This is a genomic window from Nitrospirillum viridazoti CBAmc (assembly GCF_000730165.1).
GTDB classification, from domain to species: Bacteria; Pseudomonadota; Alphaproteobacteria; order Azospirillales; family Azospirillaceae; genus Nitrospirillum; species Nitrospirillum viridazoti.
The window spans coordinates 1,036,756-1,051,449 of the sequence record NZ_CP022111.1 but is presented as its reverse complement, the minus strand read 5'-3'; the positions used below and the strand labels follow the sequence as shown (position 1 = coordinate 1,051,449).

The window sequence follows — 14,694 nt, the reverse complement described above, 5'->3', positions numbered from 1 at the left end:
ATCGACGCTCGCAGTCGTCGTCGTGTCTGATCTATTCGTGCGGCGCGATGGCAACCACACGATGCATCGCCCAAACCGATGATACCGTATTGAATAATGCGCCTTGTCCGTCATCGTCATTTTCGATGATTTTCTCCTCATCAAAATAAAAGGTGGCCGTCTGCACACGGATCGCCAAAATGAGGAGGAAATGCTCTGTGAAGAACTGGGCAATGGGCGCGACAATTCTGTGCTCGATTTCGTTTGCAAATTCGCATATGGCGCGCGCCACTGAAAGCGGCGGCAACAGTTATCCGCCGGGCGCCAGCATCTACCTGGCCGGTGCGATGCCGCCACCGGGCGAGTACATCCTGTTCCAGCCCAACTACTATACCGCTGACCAGATGAACGACGGTGGCGGCAACAAGCTGCCCCTGGATTTCAGCGTCGAATCCGTTTCGCAGACCTTTCGCGGCTTCGTCGTCACGCCCTACCGGCTATTCGGCGCCCAGGTGGCGTCCGAGGTGATCCTTCCCATCGTCGACCTGCATGCCGAGGTGGCGGGGCAAAAGACCAGCAAGCTGGGCTTCGGGGACGTCGGCATCACGCCATTGATGCTGGGCTGGCGCCTGGGCCCCAACCTGTCCCTGGTGTGGGGCACCGACATCTTCATGCCGGTGGGCCAATACAACGCCGCCGCCCTGGCCAACATTGGCCGCAACGTCTGGTCCTTCCAGCCCACGCTGGGCTTGGCTTACATCGATCCGCAGGGTTGGCAGGCGCAGGTTTCACCGCGCCTGGCGTTCAACACCACCAACGATGCCACGCGCTATCACTCCGGGTCGGACTTCGACCTGGATTTCGCCGTGGCCCGCAATGTCGATGGCTGGCGCTTCGGCGTCTCCGGCTACTTCTACCTCCAGTATGAGGATGACACCCAGGATGGGGTGAAGGTCGGCGCCGACGGCTATCGCGGTAAGGCCTTCGCGGTGGGACCGGCCATCAGCCATGACATCGGGCCGCTGCAGGCGACCTTCACCTGGCAGCACGAGTTCGTGGCCGAACACCGTGCCCAGGGCGAGAATCTGTGGATGCAGTTAGGCCTGCGCCTCTGAGCTCAGAACAGAGTTGAGGTGACCTGTGGGGCCAGGAGGTCGGCATCGTCGTTGCGCACGTTGCCGACGCGCGGCCCCACCGCCCAGAAGCGGGTCTCATTGGCGGGGTAGGGGCGCAGCAGATCCAGCAGGGCGGAGGCATCGGCATCCGTCTCGCCCAGCCAGGCGGGCCAGTGGTCGGGCGTCAGAATGACAGGCATGCGGTGGTGGATGTGGCCGATGACGTCGTTGGCCGCCGTGGTCAGGACGGTGTAGGTCCGCATCCATTCACCACTGGCCGGATCCTTCCAGCCCTCCCACAACCCGGCGAAGGCGGCCGTATCCGGGTTCGCTGGAGCGATGGCATAGGCCTGCTTGGTGCCATTCTCCACCCGCCATTCATAAAAGGCGGTCATCGGCACCAGGCAGCGGCGACGGGCGAAGGCCTGCCGGAACGTGGGCTTCTCCGTCACGCTTTCCGAGCGGGCGTTGATCATCTTGACGCCCCCCGCCATATCCGCCGCCCACGACGGCACCAGGCCCCAGCGCAGCATGTCCAGGCGCCGTTCCCCTGTCTGTGCGTTCCAGCGCACCACCGGCGCCGATTGCGTCGGCGCGATGTTGAAGCGGCCAGGGAAATTGGGCAGGGCGCCCAGGGTCTGGAACAGCGCCTCCATGGCCTGGGGCGGGGTAATGGCGGCATAACGACCGCACATGGCGGGGACGACTCCGGAATGTGGGCGGGCGCTTGGCGCCGGGGCGGCGGCATGATACCGCTGCCAAGGCCAAATGCGCCACAGCTAGTATCCGGAGCCATAGCATGACCCAATCCCTAGCCTCCGCCGCTGCGGGCGTGCCCAAAGTCGGCATCGGGGTCCTGATCCAGCGTGAGGGCCGCATCCTGCTGGGACGCCGGCGCAACAGCCATGGCGACGGCAGCTATTCCTGGTGCGGCGGCCACCTGGAATATGGCGAGACCTTCGAGGAATGCGCCATTCGCGAAGTGAGGGAGGAGTGCGGCCTGGTGGTGCGGCGCCTGCGCTTCCTCTGCCTGCACAACATTCTAGCCTACGACAAGCATTACGTGGACATCCAGTTCACCGCCGAGGAGGTGGAACCGGGCGAGCCGCAGGTGCTGGAACCGCACAAGATCGCGGACTGGGGCTGGTACAGCCTGGACGCCCTGCCACGGCCGCTGTTCCGCCCGGTGGAACTGGCCTTGGATGCCTGGGCCGCCCGGCGCAGCTACACGCCACTGGCGCGCTAGGTCGTTCGGCGCGACCAATCTGTGACCCACGACCTATTTCCAAAGAACGTCTTTGGCGACGCCGTGCGCGCCATATAAAGTTTTTGTTACATTTTGTTGGCAGTTGCGAGTCGAGGTGGCGCGGGGTCGCCTGCCCGATATCGCCGGTATTTCCGGGGCAATAGGGGGAATAGCGCACGTCCGGCCGTCATCGCGGCCGGCGATGCTTGAGGTTTGCCCGATCGCCAGAGAGACGAGTAGGGCCAGGGAGGAAGAACGTAGAAATGAACGGCTTCGACAGTGCCATCCAGGAATTCCTGACCACCCACGCCTTCACCTCGGACGTGGTGAACCACGCCATCCGCACCATTGCCGACTTCTCGATGTTCAAGGGCCTGTTCCCGGTGGCCATCCTATGGTGGGTCTGGTTCCGGGGCGGCCGGCGCGGGCTGTGGGAAAAGGAGATGGTGATCGCCACCTTCGTCAGCGGCCTGCTGGCCCTGGGTGCCGGGCGCCTGCTGGCCCACTTCCTCCCCTTCCGGGAGCGCCCCATCTACGATCCCACCGTGCCCTTCCACTTTCCCTTGAGCGGCACCAGCGAAACCATCTTGCGGACCTGGAGCTCATTTCCCAGCGACCACGCCATGCTGTGGATGGCGGTTTCCACCGGCATCTTTCTGGTGTGGCGCTGGATCGGTGTGCTGGCCATGGCCTACACCGCCATCTTCGTCTGCACGGTGCGCGTCTATTTGGGACTGCACTTCCCCACGGACGTGCTGGGTGGCGCCATCATCGGCGTGCTGATCACCCTGGTCATGACCCGCGACGCCGTCCGGCCGCTGTACACCACCCCTATCCTGCGGGTCATGATGCGCTTTCCCGCTCCCTGTTATACCCTGGCATTCCTGTTTTGTTTCGAGTTGGTCACCCAGTTTGACGAGATCCGCATGATTGGCCAATCCGTGCACAAAGTGCTGGAGGCCCATCACGGCAACGCCGATCCGTCCCTGTATGGGGCGGGGCCCGAGGAGACCGCGGCCCGGCCCAACTGAGACGTCGGCGCCCGCGCGCGATCCCGTCCCTGTGCCACTTTGGAGATAGACCGCCCGTCACAATTCCATGGCCGTTTCGCAGCCTGTATAAATAACTTTCGTTGTAGATCAGTGCCCACAATTGTCCGGGAGACGTGGACCGTGTCCGATCTTCATGACGATCGCGGGGGTGGTCCCACAGCAACGATAGGGAGCGCCTGCCCCAAGAACCGACCGGCACATCCGTGCGTGGCGGCTGATATCGCCCTGACACGGGCGGCGGAAATGCTTCTGGGCATCCGCGGCACCCGGGCGTACGCCGATGCCACCCCTGAGGAACGGCTGGAGCTTGAATCCTACGTTCTTGAGCTGGTCGACGGACGCGCCCCGAACTGCGCCACGCGAACGCATTTCAGTGCACCCTAGCGCTTATTCCCCGATCACCAGGCTCATTACGCACCCGCAACGGCGGATGGCACCGACCATAAGACGCGCGCCGTGCAAGAACCTCGCGGCAAAGGCATTCCGCTCAGGCATTTGTATCGCGACGCCTTTGGCGGCACACTCCAACCATGGCATGGCTTACGCTATCCCGTTGTCGGGAAATCGTCGGCCCGTCTGACTTCGCAGGGGAGGGGTTAATGGCCTGGGGCGGTATCAAGCGCATGCTGTCCAACCTGGTGCGGCCCAGCAACCGCCGGACCTATGACCGCCTGTCGGTTGACAGCCAGGTGCAGTTGAGCTGCGGCGACGTCCTTGTATCTTGCCGTATCGCCGATGTTTCCGCCGGCGGTGCCTTTCTTGTTCCTGATCCTGACCTGCCCATCGGGACGGAGGGAGTGTTGCGCCTGCCGGGCGCGCCTGTGGCCGCCGCCGTCCGCATCGTGCGCCGCACCGAAAACGGCGTGGGCGTCGAGTTCCTGCGCGACGGCGTGGGCGCCATCGTCGCCGGCTGGGTTCGCGCCGTCAGCGGCACGGGGGCGGGGGCCCGGGATGATGCCGCGCACACGCCGACCTGACGGGCCTTTGTCCAGACTATGAAAATGATTGCCGGCGAAGCGGCCCCGGCGCCTACAGCCCGCAGAACAGCTCGAATTCCTTGACGGGCAGGGGGCGGGCGAACAGATAGCCCTGGCCTTCCTCCACGCCCATGCCGCGCAGCAGGCTACGCTCCCCTTCCGTCTCCACGCCCTCCGCCACCACTTTCAGGCCCATGGCCTTGGCCATGGCGACGATGGCCTGGACGATGTGGCGGGTGCCGCTGTCCTGTTCCATGTCCTGCACGAACTTGCGGTCGACCTTCAGACAATCCAGCGGCAGCTCGCGCAGGTAGGACAGCGAGGAATAACCGGTGCCGAAATCATCCAGCGCCAGGGCCACGCCGCAATCGGCGATCCAGGCCATCTGGCGCAGCGCCCCCTCCAGATCTTCCGGCAGCACCGATTCGGTGATTTCCAGCTGCAGCAGATGGGGCGGGATGCCCGTCTCCCGCAACAGGACGTCGATCAGGGCTGGCAGGTGGCCCCAGCGGAACTGACGTTCCGAGACGTTGACGGCGATCTGCAGCGGCTGGCGGCCGGCCTCGATCCAGGTCTGGATTTGCCGGCAGGCGGCGCGCAGGGCCCATTCGCCGATGGGCACCATCAGGCCCGTCTCCTCGGCGATGGGAATGAATTCCATGGGATAGATCAGGCCCCGGGTGGGATGGCGCCAGCGGATCAGCGCCTCCCCCCCAATGGGGGTGCCGTCGGCGATGGCCACCTTGGGTTGGTAGTGCAGGACGAAAGCCTCGTCCAGGATGGCCTGGCGCAGCTCCGTCTCCGTGATCAGCTGGTGGCGCAGCCGCTCCCGCATCTGTTCGGTATAGTGCAGGTAATGGGCGGAGCCGGACTTCGCCACCTCACCTTGGGCGATGGCCGCGTTGCGCAGCAGCGCCTGGCCGCTGGTGCCATCGTCGGGCGACACCGCCACCCCGATCTTGGCCACCATATACAAGAGCCGCCCCTCCACCAGGATGGGCTCCCCGATGCGGGCAGCCAGGGCGGAGGCGGTGAACAGCGCCTTGCTGGCATGGCTGAGGTTGGGCAGGAAAAGGGCGAACTGCGCCCGGGCAATCCGGCAGACGGCGTCAGCGCTGCCGCACAGGCCCAGGACCCGCTCGGCCATGACCGCCATGGACGTGTCCAGCGCCTGCTGGCCCAGCAGCTTGTACAGCTCCGCCATGCGGGAGATCTCGATGACCAGCACGGCGCAGGGGCCGCTGTGGCTGGCCAGATGATCATCGATACGGCGGGTGAAAACGGAAATATCCTGCATGGCACCGGCACCGGCAGGTGCAGCGTCGGTTCTGGCGACGACGGTCAGGCAGGCATCGGTCACGATCAGGGCTGGGCCGGCTTGTTCTCGATTGGGTTTGACCTTAGACCATTTCCTGTCCGGCCCGCATGAGGAAACTGCGCCGTCCATGCAATATTCGACAAATACGATGGAATCTGACGGTATCCGGACCGCTTTGGCCTGAAGCGCTGGCTACAGGGGTAGGCCGGTTACAGGAGTAGGCCTGCCAGGCCTAGGCTTTCCCGCTCAATGATTATGGGAGGCAAATGCCTTGAGTTTTGCCCTGTCCAAGATCTTCTGGACGCTGACGGCGCCCGGCAACCTATTGCTTTTGTTTTTGTTGGTTGGCCTTTTTGCAACCGGGGGCTTCAGGACGCGCCGATCCCTGTTCTGCGCCCGGGCCGCAGCCTTGGGGCTGGCCATCATCGCCGTGCTACCCGTCGGGGCGTGGAGCATGCGCACGCTGGAGCAGCGCTTTCCGGCGCCTGCGGGCCTGCCCGCCCATGTCGACGGCATCATCGTCCTGGGCGGGTCCGTCGACCAGGTGGCGACGGCCGAGACGGGCCAGCCGGAGGTGAACGCCGCGGCGGAGCGGCTGATGGTGATTCCCGACCTGGCTCGCCGCTATCCCGACGCCCGCATCATCTTCTCCGGCGGTTCCGGGGAGCTGCGCGACCCCGATGAAAAGGAGGCGCCGGTGGCCCGCGCCGCCCTGGAAGAGATCGGCATGGACATCGGCCGCGTGACCTTCGAGGGGGAGTCGCGCAACACTTGGGAGAACGCGCTGTTCAGCCGTGACCTGATGCATCCGCAGCCCGGGCAGACCTGGCTGCTGGTGACATCGGCCTTCCATATGCCGCGCTCGGTGGGCATCTTCCGCCATGTCGGCTGGCCGGTGGTGGCCTACCCGGTGGACATCCGGGCCCCCAGGACCCTGCTGTGCCGGCCGGACTTCGACCTGTTGCGTGGGCTGGAACTGCTGTCGCAGTCGGTGCACGAATACATCGGACTGGTGGCCTACCGCCTGCTGGGCCGTACCGACAGCCTGTTCCCCGCACCCGATACCGCCGAAGGAAGCGGGAAAGGTGACGGCGCCACCAAAACGCCCTGATTTCATTCCTAGTTTTCGACCACCTTTCCCGCTTGCCTGAGGAATTCGCCTGTGACCCGCTTTCCCGTCAGCCGCCCCCTCCTGTCCCGCAGCGCCGGCATCGGCCTGCTGTCGGCGCTGTTGCTGACGGGGTGCGCCGGCGGACCGCCGGCGGCGGCGAACGCCCAGCAGCCACCGGCACCCCCGCCCGCCCCAGCGCAACCACCGGCCCCCACGGCGCCCGCCCCCACCGTCATAACGCCGGAACAGCAGGCGGACTTCGCGCGCTGGCTGGAGGGCGTGCGACAGGAAGCCCAGGCCCAGGGCATCTCCAAGGCCACCCTGGACCTCGCGCTGGCCAATGTGCAGGAGCTGCCGCGCGTCATCGACCTGGACCGCAAGCAGCCGGAAGGCACGGTCACCTTCGCCACCTACGCCGACCGCGTCCTGACCAAGGATCGCATCCAGCGCGGCCGGGACATGATGCGCCAGAACGCCGCCCTGCTGGCCCAGGTCGGCGCCAAGTACCACGTGCAGCCGCAGTACATCGTCGCGCTGTGGGGGCTGGAGACCAATTACGGCCGCGTCACCGGCGGCTTCCGCATCATCGACGCCCTGGCGACCCTGGCCCATGATGGCCGCCGCCCGGCTTATTTCCGCAAGGAGCTGATCCAGGCCCTGCGCATTGTGGAGGAGGACAAGGTCGACCCCGCCACCATGAAGGGGTCATGGGCCGGCGCCATGGGCCAGGTGCAGTTCATGCCCAGCGCCTTCTTCAAGTTCGCGCAGGACTTCGACGGTTGCGGCCGCCGCGACATCTGGACCCGGACGCCGGACGTGCTGGCCTCGGCCGCCAACTACCTGTCCACCGTGGGCTGGGACGCCGGCACCACCTGGGGACGGGAAGTGACGCTGCCGGCGAAAGGTCTGGACGCGGCGGCCGCCGCCGGCCTGGACAAGAAGCGCACGCTGGCGGAATGGGCCAAGGCCGGGGTGCGGTCCCTGGACGGCAAGCCGCTGCCGGCCCGCGCGCTGTCGGCCTCGCTGGTCATTCCGGACGGGCCGGACGGCCGCGCCTTCCTGGTCTATGACAACTACCGCACCATCATGAACTGGAACCGGTCCACCTATTTCGCGACCACCGTCGGTTTGCTGGCCGATCAACTTGGCGCGGCGCCGTGAGATGTTGTAGGGTGCAGCCACAATCCATAGCGGTGTGCGAGTGATGAGCCGGGCAAATCTGGTGAAGCGGACGGCGACGGCCGCCGCCACCAACGAATCGATGTGGCAGTTCCCCTGGAAAGCGCCCGCCCTGGCCGGGGCATCGCTGGCTGGCCTGCTGATGGCCGGCTGCGCCCACAAGCAGGAGGCGCCGGGCCCCGCCGCCACCGTCAAGACCCAGGCCCCATCGACCGCAGGCGCGGGCCAGCCCACCTACAAGGTGGGCAACCCCTACCAGATCGGTGGCATCTGGTACTATCCGCGCGCCGACTATGATTACGACCAGACCGGCATCGCCAGCTGGTATGGCCCGGGGTTCCACCAGGAGCGCACCGCCAACGGCGAAACCTTCGATCAGAACGAGCTGACGGCGGCCCACCAGACCCTGCCCATGCCCAGCCTGGTGCGGGTGACCAACCTGGACAACGGCCGTTCCATCGTCGTGCGCATCAACGACCGCGGCCCCTTCGCCGCCGGCCGCATCATCGACCTGTCCCGCCGCTCCGCCCAGTTGCTGGGTATGGAACAGCAGGGCACGGCCAAGGTGCGGGTGCAGATCCTGGCGGATGAAAGCCGCGCCATCGCGGCGGCGGCCATGCAGGCCGGCGGCAGCCAGGTGGCCCTGACCGCGCCGCCCAGCAGCACAGCGCCCGTGCCCACCACCATGGCGGACGGTAGTCCGGTGCCCAAGGCCGCCCCGCGACCCAGCGTGACGGTGCAGGGCCAGGCCTTGCCGCCGGCGCAGGGGCCGAATCCGGCCCCGGCGCGGCCTGTCTCGGCCCCCACCACCGTTCCCGGCACGACGGAGCCGGACGGCCGATTCCTGCCGGCGCCCGTGGTGCAGCAGGTCGCGGTCGGCCCGGGGCCGAAGCGCATCTACGTGCAGGCTGGGTCCTTCACCCTGTTCGACAACGCCAACAAGCTGCGCGCCCGGCTGGCCAGCATCGGCCCGTCCTTCTTGGCGCCCAGCATGGTCAACGGCACGCAGTTCTTCCGCGTCCGCGTCGGGCCGCTGGACACGCCCGAACAGGCCGACCAGGTGCTGGACCAGGTGGTGGCCGCAGGCAACAACGGCGCCCGCGTGATCGTCGAGTAAGGCGCGGGTTAAGCTTGAAATGGTCCCGCCGGCCGCCGCACCCTGTGCACCGGGGGCGCCGCCGGTTGGGACATTTTGGCCATAGGCCGTCTGGAGACTGGCATGGACGGCCGTTCATGGGGCATCAGTGCCCCCGCATGCTTTAAGGCTATTAGAGCTATCGGACACGCAGTCGGGATAGAAGAGACATGGAACTGAAGGTTTTGGCGACACGCGGCGCGGTTAGGGCCGCCCTGGTTATAGGGCTGCTGGGCGGTCTGTTGAGCAGCGTGGCGCACGCCGCCACCATTGATACCGAGGCGCGCCAGGCCATCCTGATGGATGCCGACACCGGCACCGTCCTGTTCGCCAAGAACGCCGACCAGCACATGCCGACGTCGTCGATGAGCAAGGTCATGACCATGTACATGGTCTTCGACCGGCTGAAGAACGGCAAGCTGTCGCTGGAGGACAGCCTGCCGGTCAGCCGCCGCGCCTGGGAACTGGGCGGGGCCAAGACCGAAGGCTCCACCATGTACCTGCCGCTGGGCGCCAACGTGAAGGTCGAGGATCTGATCCGTGGCGTGCTGGTGCAGTCCGGCAACGACGCCACCATCGTCCTGGCGGAAGGTCTGGGCGGCACGGAGGAAGCCTTCTGCCGCAACATGACCAAGCGCGCCCACGACATGGGCATGAAGGACAGCAACTTCACCAACGCCGCCGGCCTGCCGGACGCCAACCACTATTCCACGGCGCACGACCTGGCCATCCTGGCCATCCACACCATCCACGACTTTCCCGAGTACTATCATTATTTCTCGGAGCTGGAGTTCACCTACAACAAGATCAAGCAGGGCAATCGCAACCCGCTGCTGTACCGCAACATGGGCGTGGACGGCCTGAAGACCGGCCATACCGAGGCCGGCGGCTACGGCCTGATCGCCTCGGCCAAGCGCGGCGATCGCCGCCTGGTGCTGGTGATCAACGGCCTGACCAGCATGCAGAGCCGCGCGGATGAGCCCGCCCGCATCCTGGAATGGGGCTTCCACGAGTTCGACGACTATGCCCTGTTCAAGGCGGGCGAGACCGTGGACACCCTGCCGGTATCGCTGGGCACCGCCGACACGGTGCCGGTGGTCATCCCCGACGCCCTGAAGATCACCCTGACCGCCGAGCAGCGCCGCGCCATGAAGGTGGCCGTGGTGACGCAGCTGCCGCTGGCCGCCCCGGTGGCCAAGGGCGCCACCGTCGCCACCCTGAAGGTGACGGCGCCGGACCTGCAGACCCTGGAAATCCCCCTGCGGGCCGCCAACGACGTGCCGCGCCTGGGCCTGTTCGGCCGCATGGGTGCCGGCCTGCACCGCATGATCTTCGGCAGCTGAGGCGGCTAATGGCGACCGGCCGGTTCATCACCCTTGAGGGCGGAGAGGGGGCAGGCAAGTCCACCCAGATCCGCCTGCTGGCCCAGGCCCTGACGGACCGGGGCGTGGAGGTGGTGACCACCCGCGAGCCGGGCGGCGGTTCCGATGGCGCCGCCGCCATCCGGGGCCTGCTGGTGGCCGGCGACACGCCCTGGCAGCGCCTGACCGAGGCGCTGCTGCATAACGCCGCCCGGCACGAGAATGTCGAGGCACTGGTGCGCCCGGCCCTGGCCCGGAGCGCCTGGGTGCTGTGCGACCGCTATGTCGACAGCACCGTTGCCTATCAGGGCTACGCCATGGGCGTGGACCGGGGCGTCCTGGCCGACCTGCACCGCCTGTCCACCGGCGGCCTTATGCCCGATCTGACCCTGGTGCTGGACCTGCCGGTCGAGGCCGGTCTGGCGCGTGCTGGATCACGGCCCGGCGCCGAAGACCGGTACGAGCGCATGGGCATGGATTTCCATGAACGCCTGCGCCAGGGCTTCCTGGACATCGCCGCCCATGATCCCGGCCGCTGCGCCGTGATCGACGCCACCGGCGACATCGCCACCATCCAGGCCCGGCTGCTGGCGGCGGTGGAGCGGCGCCTGGGTCCCCTGGGGAGGGCCGCCTGATGCCGGCGCCAGCGTTCGACCGGGAAAGCGTGCCGGCGCCCATCGCCACGCACGACCTGATGGGCCATACGGCGGCGGAGCAGACGCTGCTCAAGGCCGCCACCGGCGGACGCCTGCACCACGCCTGGCTGATCGGCGGACCGCCCGGCATCGGCAAGGCGACGCTGGCCTACCGTTTCGCCCGCTTCCTGCTGTCCGGCGGGGCGGAGCCGCAAGACGACGGGCTGTTCGGCGCCCCACCGCCGCCCACCAGCCTGTACGTCTCACCCGAGAACCCCATCGCCAGGCGTGTGGCCGCCGGCGCGCATGGCGACCTGCTGACCATCCAGCGCACCTGGGATGAGAAGCGCAAGCGTTTCAAGCGCGACCTGCCGGTGGAGGAGGTGCGGCGCATCGCCCCCTTCCTGCGGCTGACGGCGGCGGAGGGCGGCTGGCGCATCGTGGTCGTGGACGGCGCCGACCAGATGAACCCCAGCGGCCAGAACGCCATCCTGAAGATCCTGGAGGAACCGCCGCCCCGCGCCCTGATCCTGCTGGTGGCGGACAACCCTGGCGCGCTGCTGCCCACCATCCGCTCGCGCACCCGCACCCTGATGCTGGAGCCGCTGCCCACCACCACGGTGCGCAGCCTGGTCAACCGCATGATGCCGGACCTGGAGATGGGCGACGCCGCCGCCCTGACCACCCTGTCGGACGGCAGCATCGGCCGAGGCCTGGACCTGGCCGCCGCCGGGGGCCTGGATCTCTACCGTGTGCTGCTGGGCGTGCTGGACACTCTGCCGCGCCTGGATTTGGCCGCCGCCCATGCCCTGGCCGACCAAGTGGCCCGCGCCGGCCAGGACACGGTGTGGGAGACGACGACCGACCTGCTGCTGTGGTGGTTGGCCCGCTTCAACCGCGCGCTGGCCCGTGACCAGGCAGCGGCCGAGATCGTGGAGGGCGAGGCGGCCTTGATGGAACGTCTGTCCTTCGCGGCGCGCCGGGATCGTGCGCTTGATCGCTGGATGGAGGTATGGGACAACGTCAACCGCCTGTTCGCCAAGGCGGAAGGCGCCAATCTCGATCGCAAGCAGGTGATGTTGAGCGCGCTGCGCACGATCGAGGCGGCGGCGTCCTGAACGCTGAAAAGTGGTCGCGCAGACCTAAATAATAAACCGACAGCCTGTTAGCCGGAGAGTTGCCATGTCCGGGCGCCCGCCCTTCTACATCACCACGCCGATCTACTACGTGAACGACGTGCCGCACATCGGCCACGCCTACACGACGATCGCCTGCGACGTGATGGCCCGCTTCAAGCGCCTGGACGGCTATGACGTCAAGTTCCTCACCGGGACGGACGAGCACGGGCAGAAGGTGGAGAAGTCGGCTGAGAAGGCCGGCATCGACCCGCAGGCCTTCACCGACCGTGTGTCGCAGAACTTCCGCGACCTGACCGGCCTGCTGAACATCTCCAACGACGATTTCATCCGCACGACCGAGCCACGGCACATCAAGTCCGTGCAGGCGCTGTGGCAGAAGCTGGTGGACAGCGGCGACATCTATCTCGGCTCCTACGCCGGCTGGTACTCCGTCCGTGATGAGGCCTATTACGGTGAGGATGAGCTGCGCACTGAGGCCGACGGCCGCAAGTTCGCGCCCACGGGCGCCGAGTGCGAATGGGTGGAGGAGCCCAGCTACTTCTTCCGCCTCAGCGCCTGGGCCGACCGCCTGATCGCCTTCTATGAGGCCAACCCGGATTTCATCCTGCCGGCCGGCAAGCGCAACGAAGTCATGAGCTTTGTGAAGGGCGGCCTGAAGGATCTGTCGGTCAGCCGCACCACCTTCGACTGGGGCATTCCGGTCCCGGGCGATGAGAAGCACATCATGTATGTCTGGCTGGACGCCCTGGCCAACTACACCACCGCCATCGGTTATCCCGAGACGGGGGAGGGCACGCCCTACGCCCGCTACTGGCCCGCCCTGCATGTGGTGGGCAAGGACATCCTGCGCTTCCACGCCGTCTATTGGCCGGCCTTCCTGATGTCCGCCGGCCTGCAGCCGCCACGCCGCGTGTTCGCCCACGGCTGGTGGACCGTGGAGGGCGAGAAGATGTCGAAGTCGCTGGGCAACGTGGTGGCGCCCTCAGAGCTGCTGGAAAAGTACGGCCTGGACCAGACCCGCTATTTCCTGATGCGCGAGATCCCCTTTGGCAACGACGGCGACTTCTCCCGCCGCGCCATGGTCACCCGCATCAACAGCGAACTGGCCAACGGCTACGGCAATCTGGCCCAGCGCTTCCTGTCCATCATCCAGAAGAACTGCGGCGCCGTGGTGCCCACGCCCGGTGCGTTCACCGAGGCCGACAACGCCCTGCTGGCCGCCGCGCGCGGCCTGCTGCTCACCATGCGGGCGGAGCTGGACGTGCAGGCCTTCCACAAGGCGCTGGACGCCCTGTGGGTGGTGGTGGGTGACGCCAACCGCTACATCGACGAACAGGCCCCCTGGGCCCTCAAGAAGACGGATCCGGCGCGCATGGCCACGGTGCTGTACGTGTTGGCGGAGGCCATGCGCCACGTCGCCATCCTGACCCAGCCCTTCATGCCCGGTTCCATGGCCAAGGTGCTGGACCTGCTGGCCGTGCCGGCGGATGCCCGCGACTTCGCCCACCTGGACCAGGCGCTGGTGCCCGGCACGCCGCTGCCGCCGCCGCAGGGCGTGTTCCCCCGCCACGTCGAGGAGACGGAGGGGGCCGCCTGATGCCGGACGGTCTGATCCAGAAGCCCTTCCTGATCGACAGCCACTGTCACCTGGACTTCCCCGACTTCGCCGACCAGCGCGATGCGGTGGTGGAGCGGGCGCGGGCGGCTGGGGTCGGCGCCATGCTAACCATCTGCACCCACCTCAGCCGCTTTCCCCAGGTGCACGCGGTGGCGCAGGCCTATCCCGACGTCTGGTGCACGGTGGGCGTCCACCCCCATCAGGCGCTGGAAGAGCAGGAGCTGTGCACCGTTGAGACGCTGCGTGAGTTGGCGGCGTACCCCAAGGTCGTCGGCCTGGGTGAGACCGGCCTGGACTATTACTACAACAAGAGCCCGCAGGAGGTTCAGGAGGCCAGCTTCCGCGCCCACCTGACCGTGGCGCGCGAAACCGGCCTGCCGGTCATCATCCACACCCGCGACGCGGATGAGGACATGATCCGCATCCTGCGGGAGGAGGGCGGGGCCGAGGGCAAGCTGCGCGGCCTGCTGCACTGTTTCAGCTCCAGCCCTGAACTGGGGCGCCAAGCGCTGGAGATGGGCCTGCACATCTCCTTCAGCGGCATCGTCACCTTCAAGAAGTCGGACGAACTGCGGGAATTCGCCAAGGAAGTTCCGCTGGACCGCATGCTGGTGGAAACCGACGCGCCCTTCCTGGCGCCGGTACCCATGCGCGGCAAGACCAACGAACCGTCGTTCGTGGCCCACACTGCCCGCCTGCTGGCGGAGGTGAAGGGTATGGATCCGGCGGACCTGGCCCGGGCCACCACCGCCACCATGCTGACGCTGTTCGACCGTATCCCCCCCGCCGAGTGCGGCACCCTCGTCGCGGGGTTCCCGGCGTGAGGAAC

15 protein-coding genes are annotated in these 14,694 nt (G+C 67.0%); 12 read left to right on the top strand and 3 right to left on the bottom strand.

The genetic code is table 11. The annotated features are described in order from the left end of the window. Positions 1-31: 31 nt before the first annotated feature. Positions 32-286, bottom strand: coding sequence for a hypothetical protein (locus Y958_RS32015; protein WP_186291333.1), 255 nt, complete (start codon positions 284-286; stop codon positions 32-34). Between Y958_RS32015 and Y958_RS17960 the strand changes: the two genes are divergently transcribed. Beyond that, entirely contained in the window at positions 258-1,094 is an 837-nt protein-coding gene (locus tag Y958_RS17960) for a SphA family protein (protein WP_186291332.1), read from the top strand. The two genes, Y958_RS32015 and Y958_RS17960, sit on opposite strands and share 29 nt — an antisense overlap. Positions 1,095-1,096: 2 nt before the next feature. Here the strand turns inward: Y958_RS17960 and Y958_RS17955 are convergent, their stop codons facing one another. Continuing rightward, positions 1,097-1,789 carry an SOS response-associated peptidase gene (locus Y958_RS17955; RefSeq protein WP_088873335.1) on the bottom strand — a complete coding sequence of 231 codons (693 nt, stop codon included), beginning with the start codon at positions 1,787-1,789 and terminating at the stop codon, positions 1,097-1,099. Positions 1,790-1,893: 104 nt separating this feature from the next. Between Y958_RS17955 and Y958_RS17950 the strand changes: the two genes are divergently transcribed. The 3 genes from Y958_RS17950 to Y958_RS17940 all read left to right on the top strand — a co-directional run bounded on the left by Y958_RS17950 (position 1,894) and on the right by Y958_RS17940 (position 4,369). Then, entirely contained in the window at positions 1,894-2,340 is a 447-nt protein-coding gene (locus tag Y958_RS17950; protein ID WP_088873334.1) for a nucleotide triphosphate diphosphatase NUDT15, read from the top strand. A gap of 263 nt (positions 2,341-2,603) precedes the next feature. Further along, on the top strand, positions 2,604-3,371 hold the full coding sequence (locus Y958_RS17945) for a phosphatase PAP2 family protein (protein ID WP_088873333.1): 768 nt from the start codon (positions 2,604-2,606) through the stop codon (positions 3,369-3,371). A 620-nt stretch (positions 3,372-3,991) separates the two neighbouring features. Then, positions 3,992-4,369 (top strand): PilZ domain-containing protein, encoded by a 378-nt coding sequence (locus tag Y958_RS17940; protein ID WP_186291331.1) that lies wholly within the window; start codon positions 3,992-3,994, stop codon positions 4,367-4,369. A 52-nt stretch (positions 4,370-4,421) separates the two neighbouring features. On the opposite strand, the gene Y958_RS17935 is transcribed toward Y958_RS17940, so the two are convergent. After that, positions 4,422-5,666, bottom strand: coding sequence for a putative bifunctional diguanylate cyclase/phosphodiesterase (locus Y958_RS17935; protein ID WP_186291330.1), 1,245 nt, complete (start codon positions 5,664-5,666; stop codon positions 4,422-4,424). Between the two features lie 430 nt (positions 5,667-6,096). Between Y958_RS17935 and Y958_RS17930 the strand changes: the two genes are divergently transcribed. The 8 genes from Y958_RS17930 (at position 6,097) to Y958_RS17895 (ending at position 14,689) form a co-directional block, all read left to right on the top strand. Beyond that, positions 6,097-6,798 carry a YdcF family protein gene (locus Y958_RS17930; RefSeq protein ID WP_244909447.1) on the top strand — a complete coding sequence of 234 codons (702 nt, stop codon included), beginning with the start codon at positions 6,097-6,099 and terminating at the stop codon, positions 6,796-6,798. Between the two features lie 51 nt (positions 6,799-6,849). After that, entirely contained in the window at positions 6,850-7,959 is a 1,110-nt protein-coding gene (locus tag Y958_RS17925) for a lytic murein transglycosylase (RefSeq protein ID WP_244909446.1), read from the top strand. Positions 7,960-8,002: 43 nt separating this feature from the next. Then, complete coding sequence (locus tag Y958_RS17920) at positions 8,003-9,094, top strand: septal ring lytic transglycosylase RlpA family protein (protein ID WP_244909445.1); 1,092 nt, start codon at positions 8,003-8,005, stop codon at positions 9,092-9,094. Between the two features lie 188 nt (positions 9,095-9,282). Continuing rightward, entirely contained in the window at positions 9,283-10,455 is a 1,173-nt protein-coding gene (locus tag Y958_RS17915; protein WP_088873329.1) for a D-alanyl-D-alanine carboxypeptidase family protein, read from the top strand. Between the two features lie 8 nt (positions 10,456-10,463). Beyond that, complete coding sequence (gene tmk, locus Y958_RS17910; protein ID WP_088873328.1) at positions 10,464-11,108, top strand: dTMP kinase; 645 nt, start codon at positions 10,464-10,466, stop codon at positions 11,106-11,108. Beyond that, on the top strand, positions 11,108-12,226 hold the full coding sequence (locus Y958_RS17905) for a DNA polymerase III subunit delta' (protein WP_040847993.1): 1,119 nt from the start codon (positions 11,108-11,110) through the stop codon (positions 12,224-12,226). Before tmk ends, Y958_RS17905 begins: the two co-directional genes overlap by 1 nt. 64 nt (positions 12,227-12,290) lie before the next feature. Further along, positions 12,291-13,844 (top strand): methionine--tRNA ligase, encoded by a 1,554-nt coding sequence (gene metG, locus Y958_RS17900; RefSeq protein WP_088873327.1) that lies wholly within the window; start codon positions 12,291-12,293, stop codon positions 13,842-13,844. Next, positions 13,844-14,689, top strand: a complete 846-nt coding sequence (locus tag Y958_RS17895; protein ID WP_088873326.1) for a TatD family hydrolase — start codon at positions 13,844-13,846, stop codon at positions 14,687-14,689. The genes metG and Y958_RS17895 overlap by 1 nt, the downstream gene beginning before the upstream one ends. Positions 14,690-14,694: the final 5 nt, after the last annotated feature.

Bases quoted from the DNA above. Each gene is read 5' to 3' on its own strand.
- Y958_RS17960 (WP_186291332.1), top strand. From the start codon at position 258: ATGGCGCGCGCCACTGAAAGCGGCGGCAACAGTTATCCGCCGGGCGCC.
- Y958_RS17955 (WP_088873335.1), bottom strand. From the start codon at position 1,789: ATGTGCGGTCGTTATGCCGCCATTACCCCGCCCCAGGCCATGGAGGCG.
- Y958_RS17950 (WP_088873334.1), top strand. From the start codon at position 1,894: ATGACCCAATCCCTAGCCTCCGCCGCTGCGGGCGTGCCCAAAGTCGGC.
- Y958_RS17945 (WP_088873333.1), top strand. From the start codon at position 2,604: ATGAACGGCTTCGACAGTGCCATCCAGGAATTCCTGACCACCCACGCC.
- Y958_RS17940 (WP_186291331.1), top strand. From the start codon at position 3,992: ATGGCCTGGGGCGGTATCAAGCGCATGCTGTCCAACCTGGTGCGGCCC.
- Y958_RS17935 (WP_186291330.1), bottom strand. From the start codon at position 5,666: ATGCAGGATATTTCCGTTTTCACCCGCCGTATCGATGATCATCTGGCC.
- Y958_RS17920 (WP_244909445.1), top strand. From the start codon at position 8,003: ATGAGCCGGGCAAATCTGGTGAAGCGGACGGCGACGGCCGCCGCCACC.
- Y958_RS17915 (WP_088873329.1), top strand. From the start codon at position 9,283: ATGGAACTGAAGGTTTTGGCGACACGCGGCGCGGTTAGGGCCGCCCTG.
- tmk (WP_088873328.1), top strand. From the start codon at position 10,464: ATGGCGACCGGCCGGTTCATCACCCTTGAGGGCGGAGAGGGGGCAGGC.
- Y958_RS17905 (WP_040847993.1), top strand. From the start codon at position 11,108: ATGCCGGCGCCAGCGTTCGACCGGGAAAGCGTGCCGGCGCCCATCGCC.
- metG (WP_088873327.1), top strand. From the start codon at position 12,291: ATGTCCGGGCGCCCGCCCTTCTACATCACCACGCCGATCTACTACGTG.
- Y958_RS17895 (WP_088873326.1), top strand. From the start codon at position 13,844: ATGCCGGACGGTCTGATCCAGAAGCCCTTCCTGATCGACAGCCACTGT.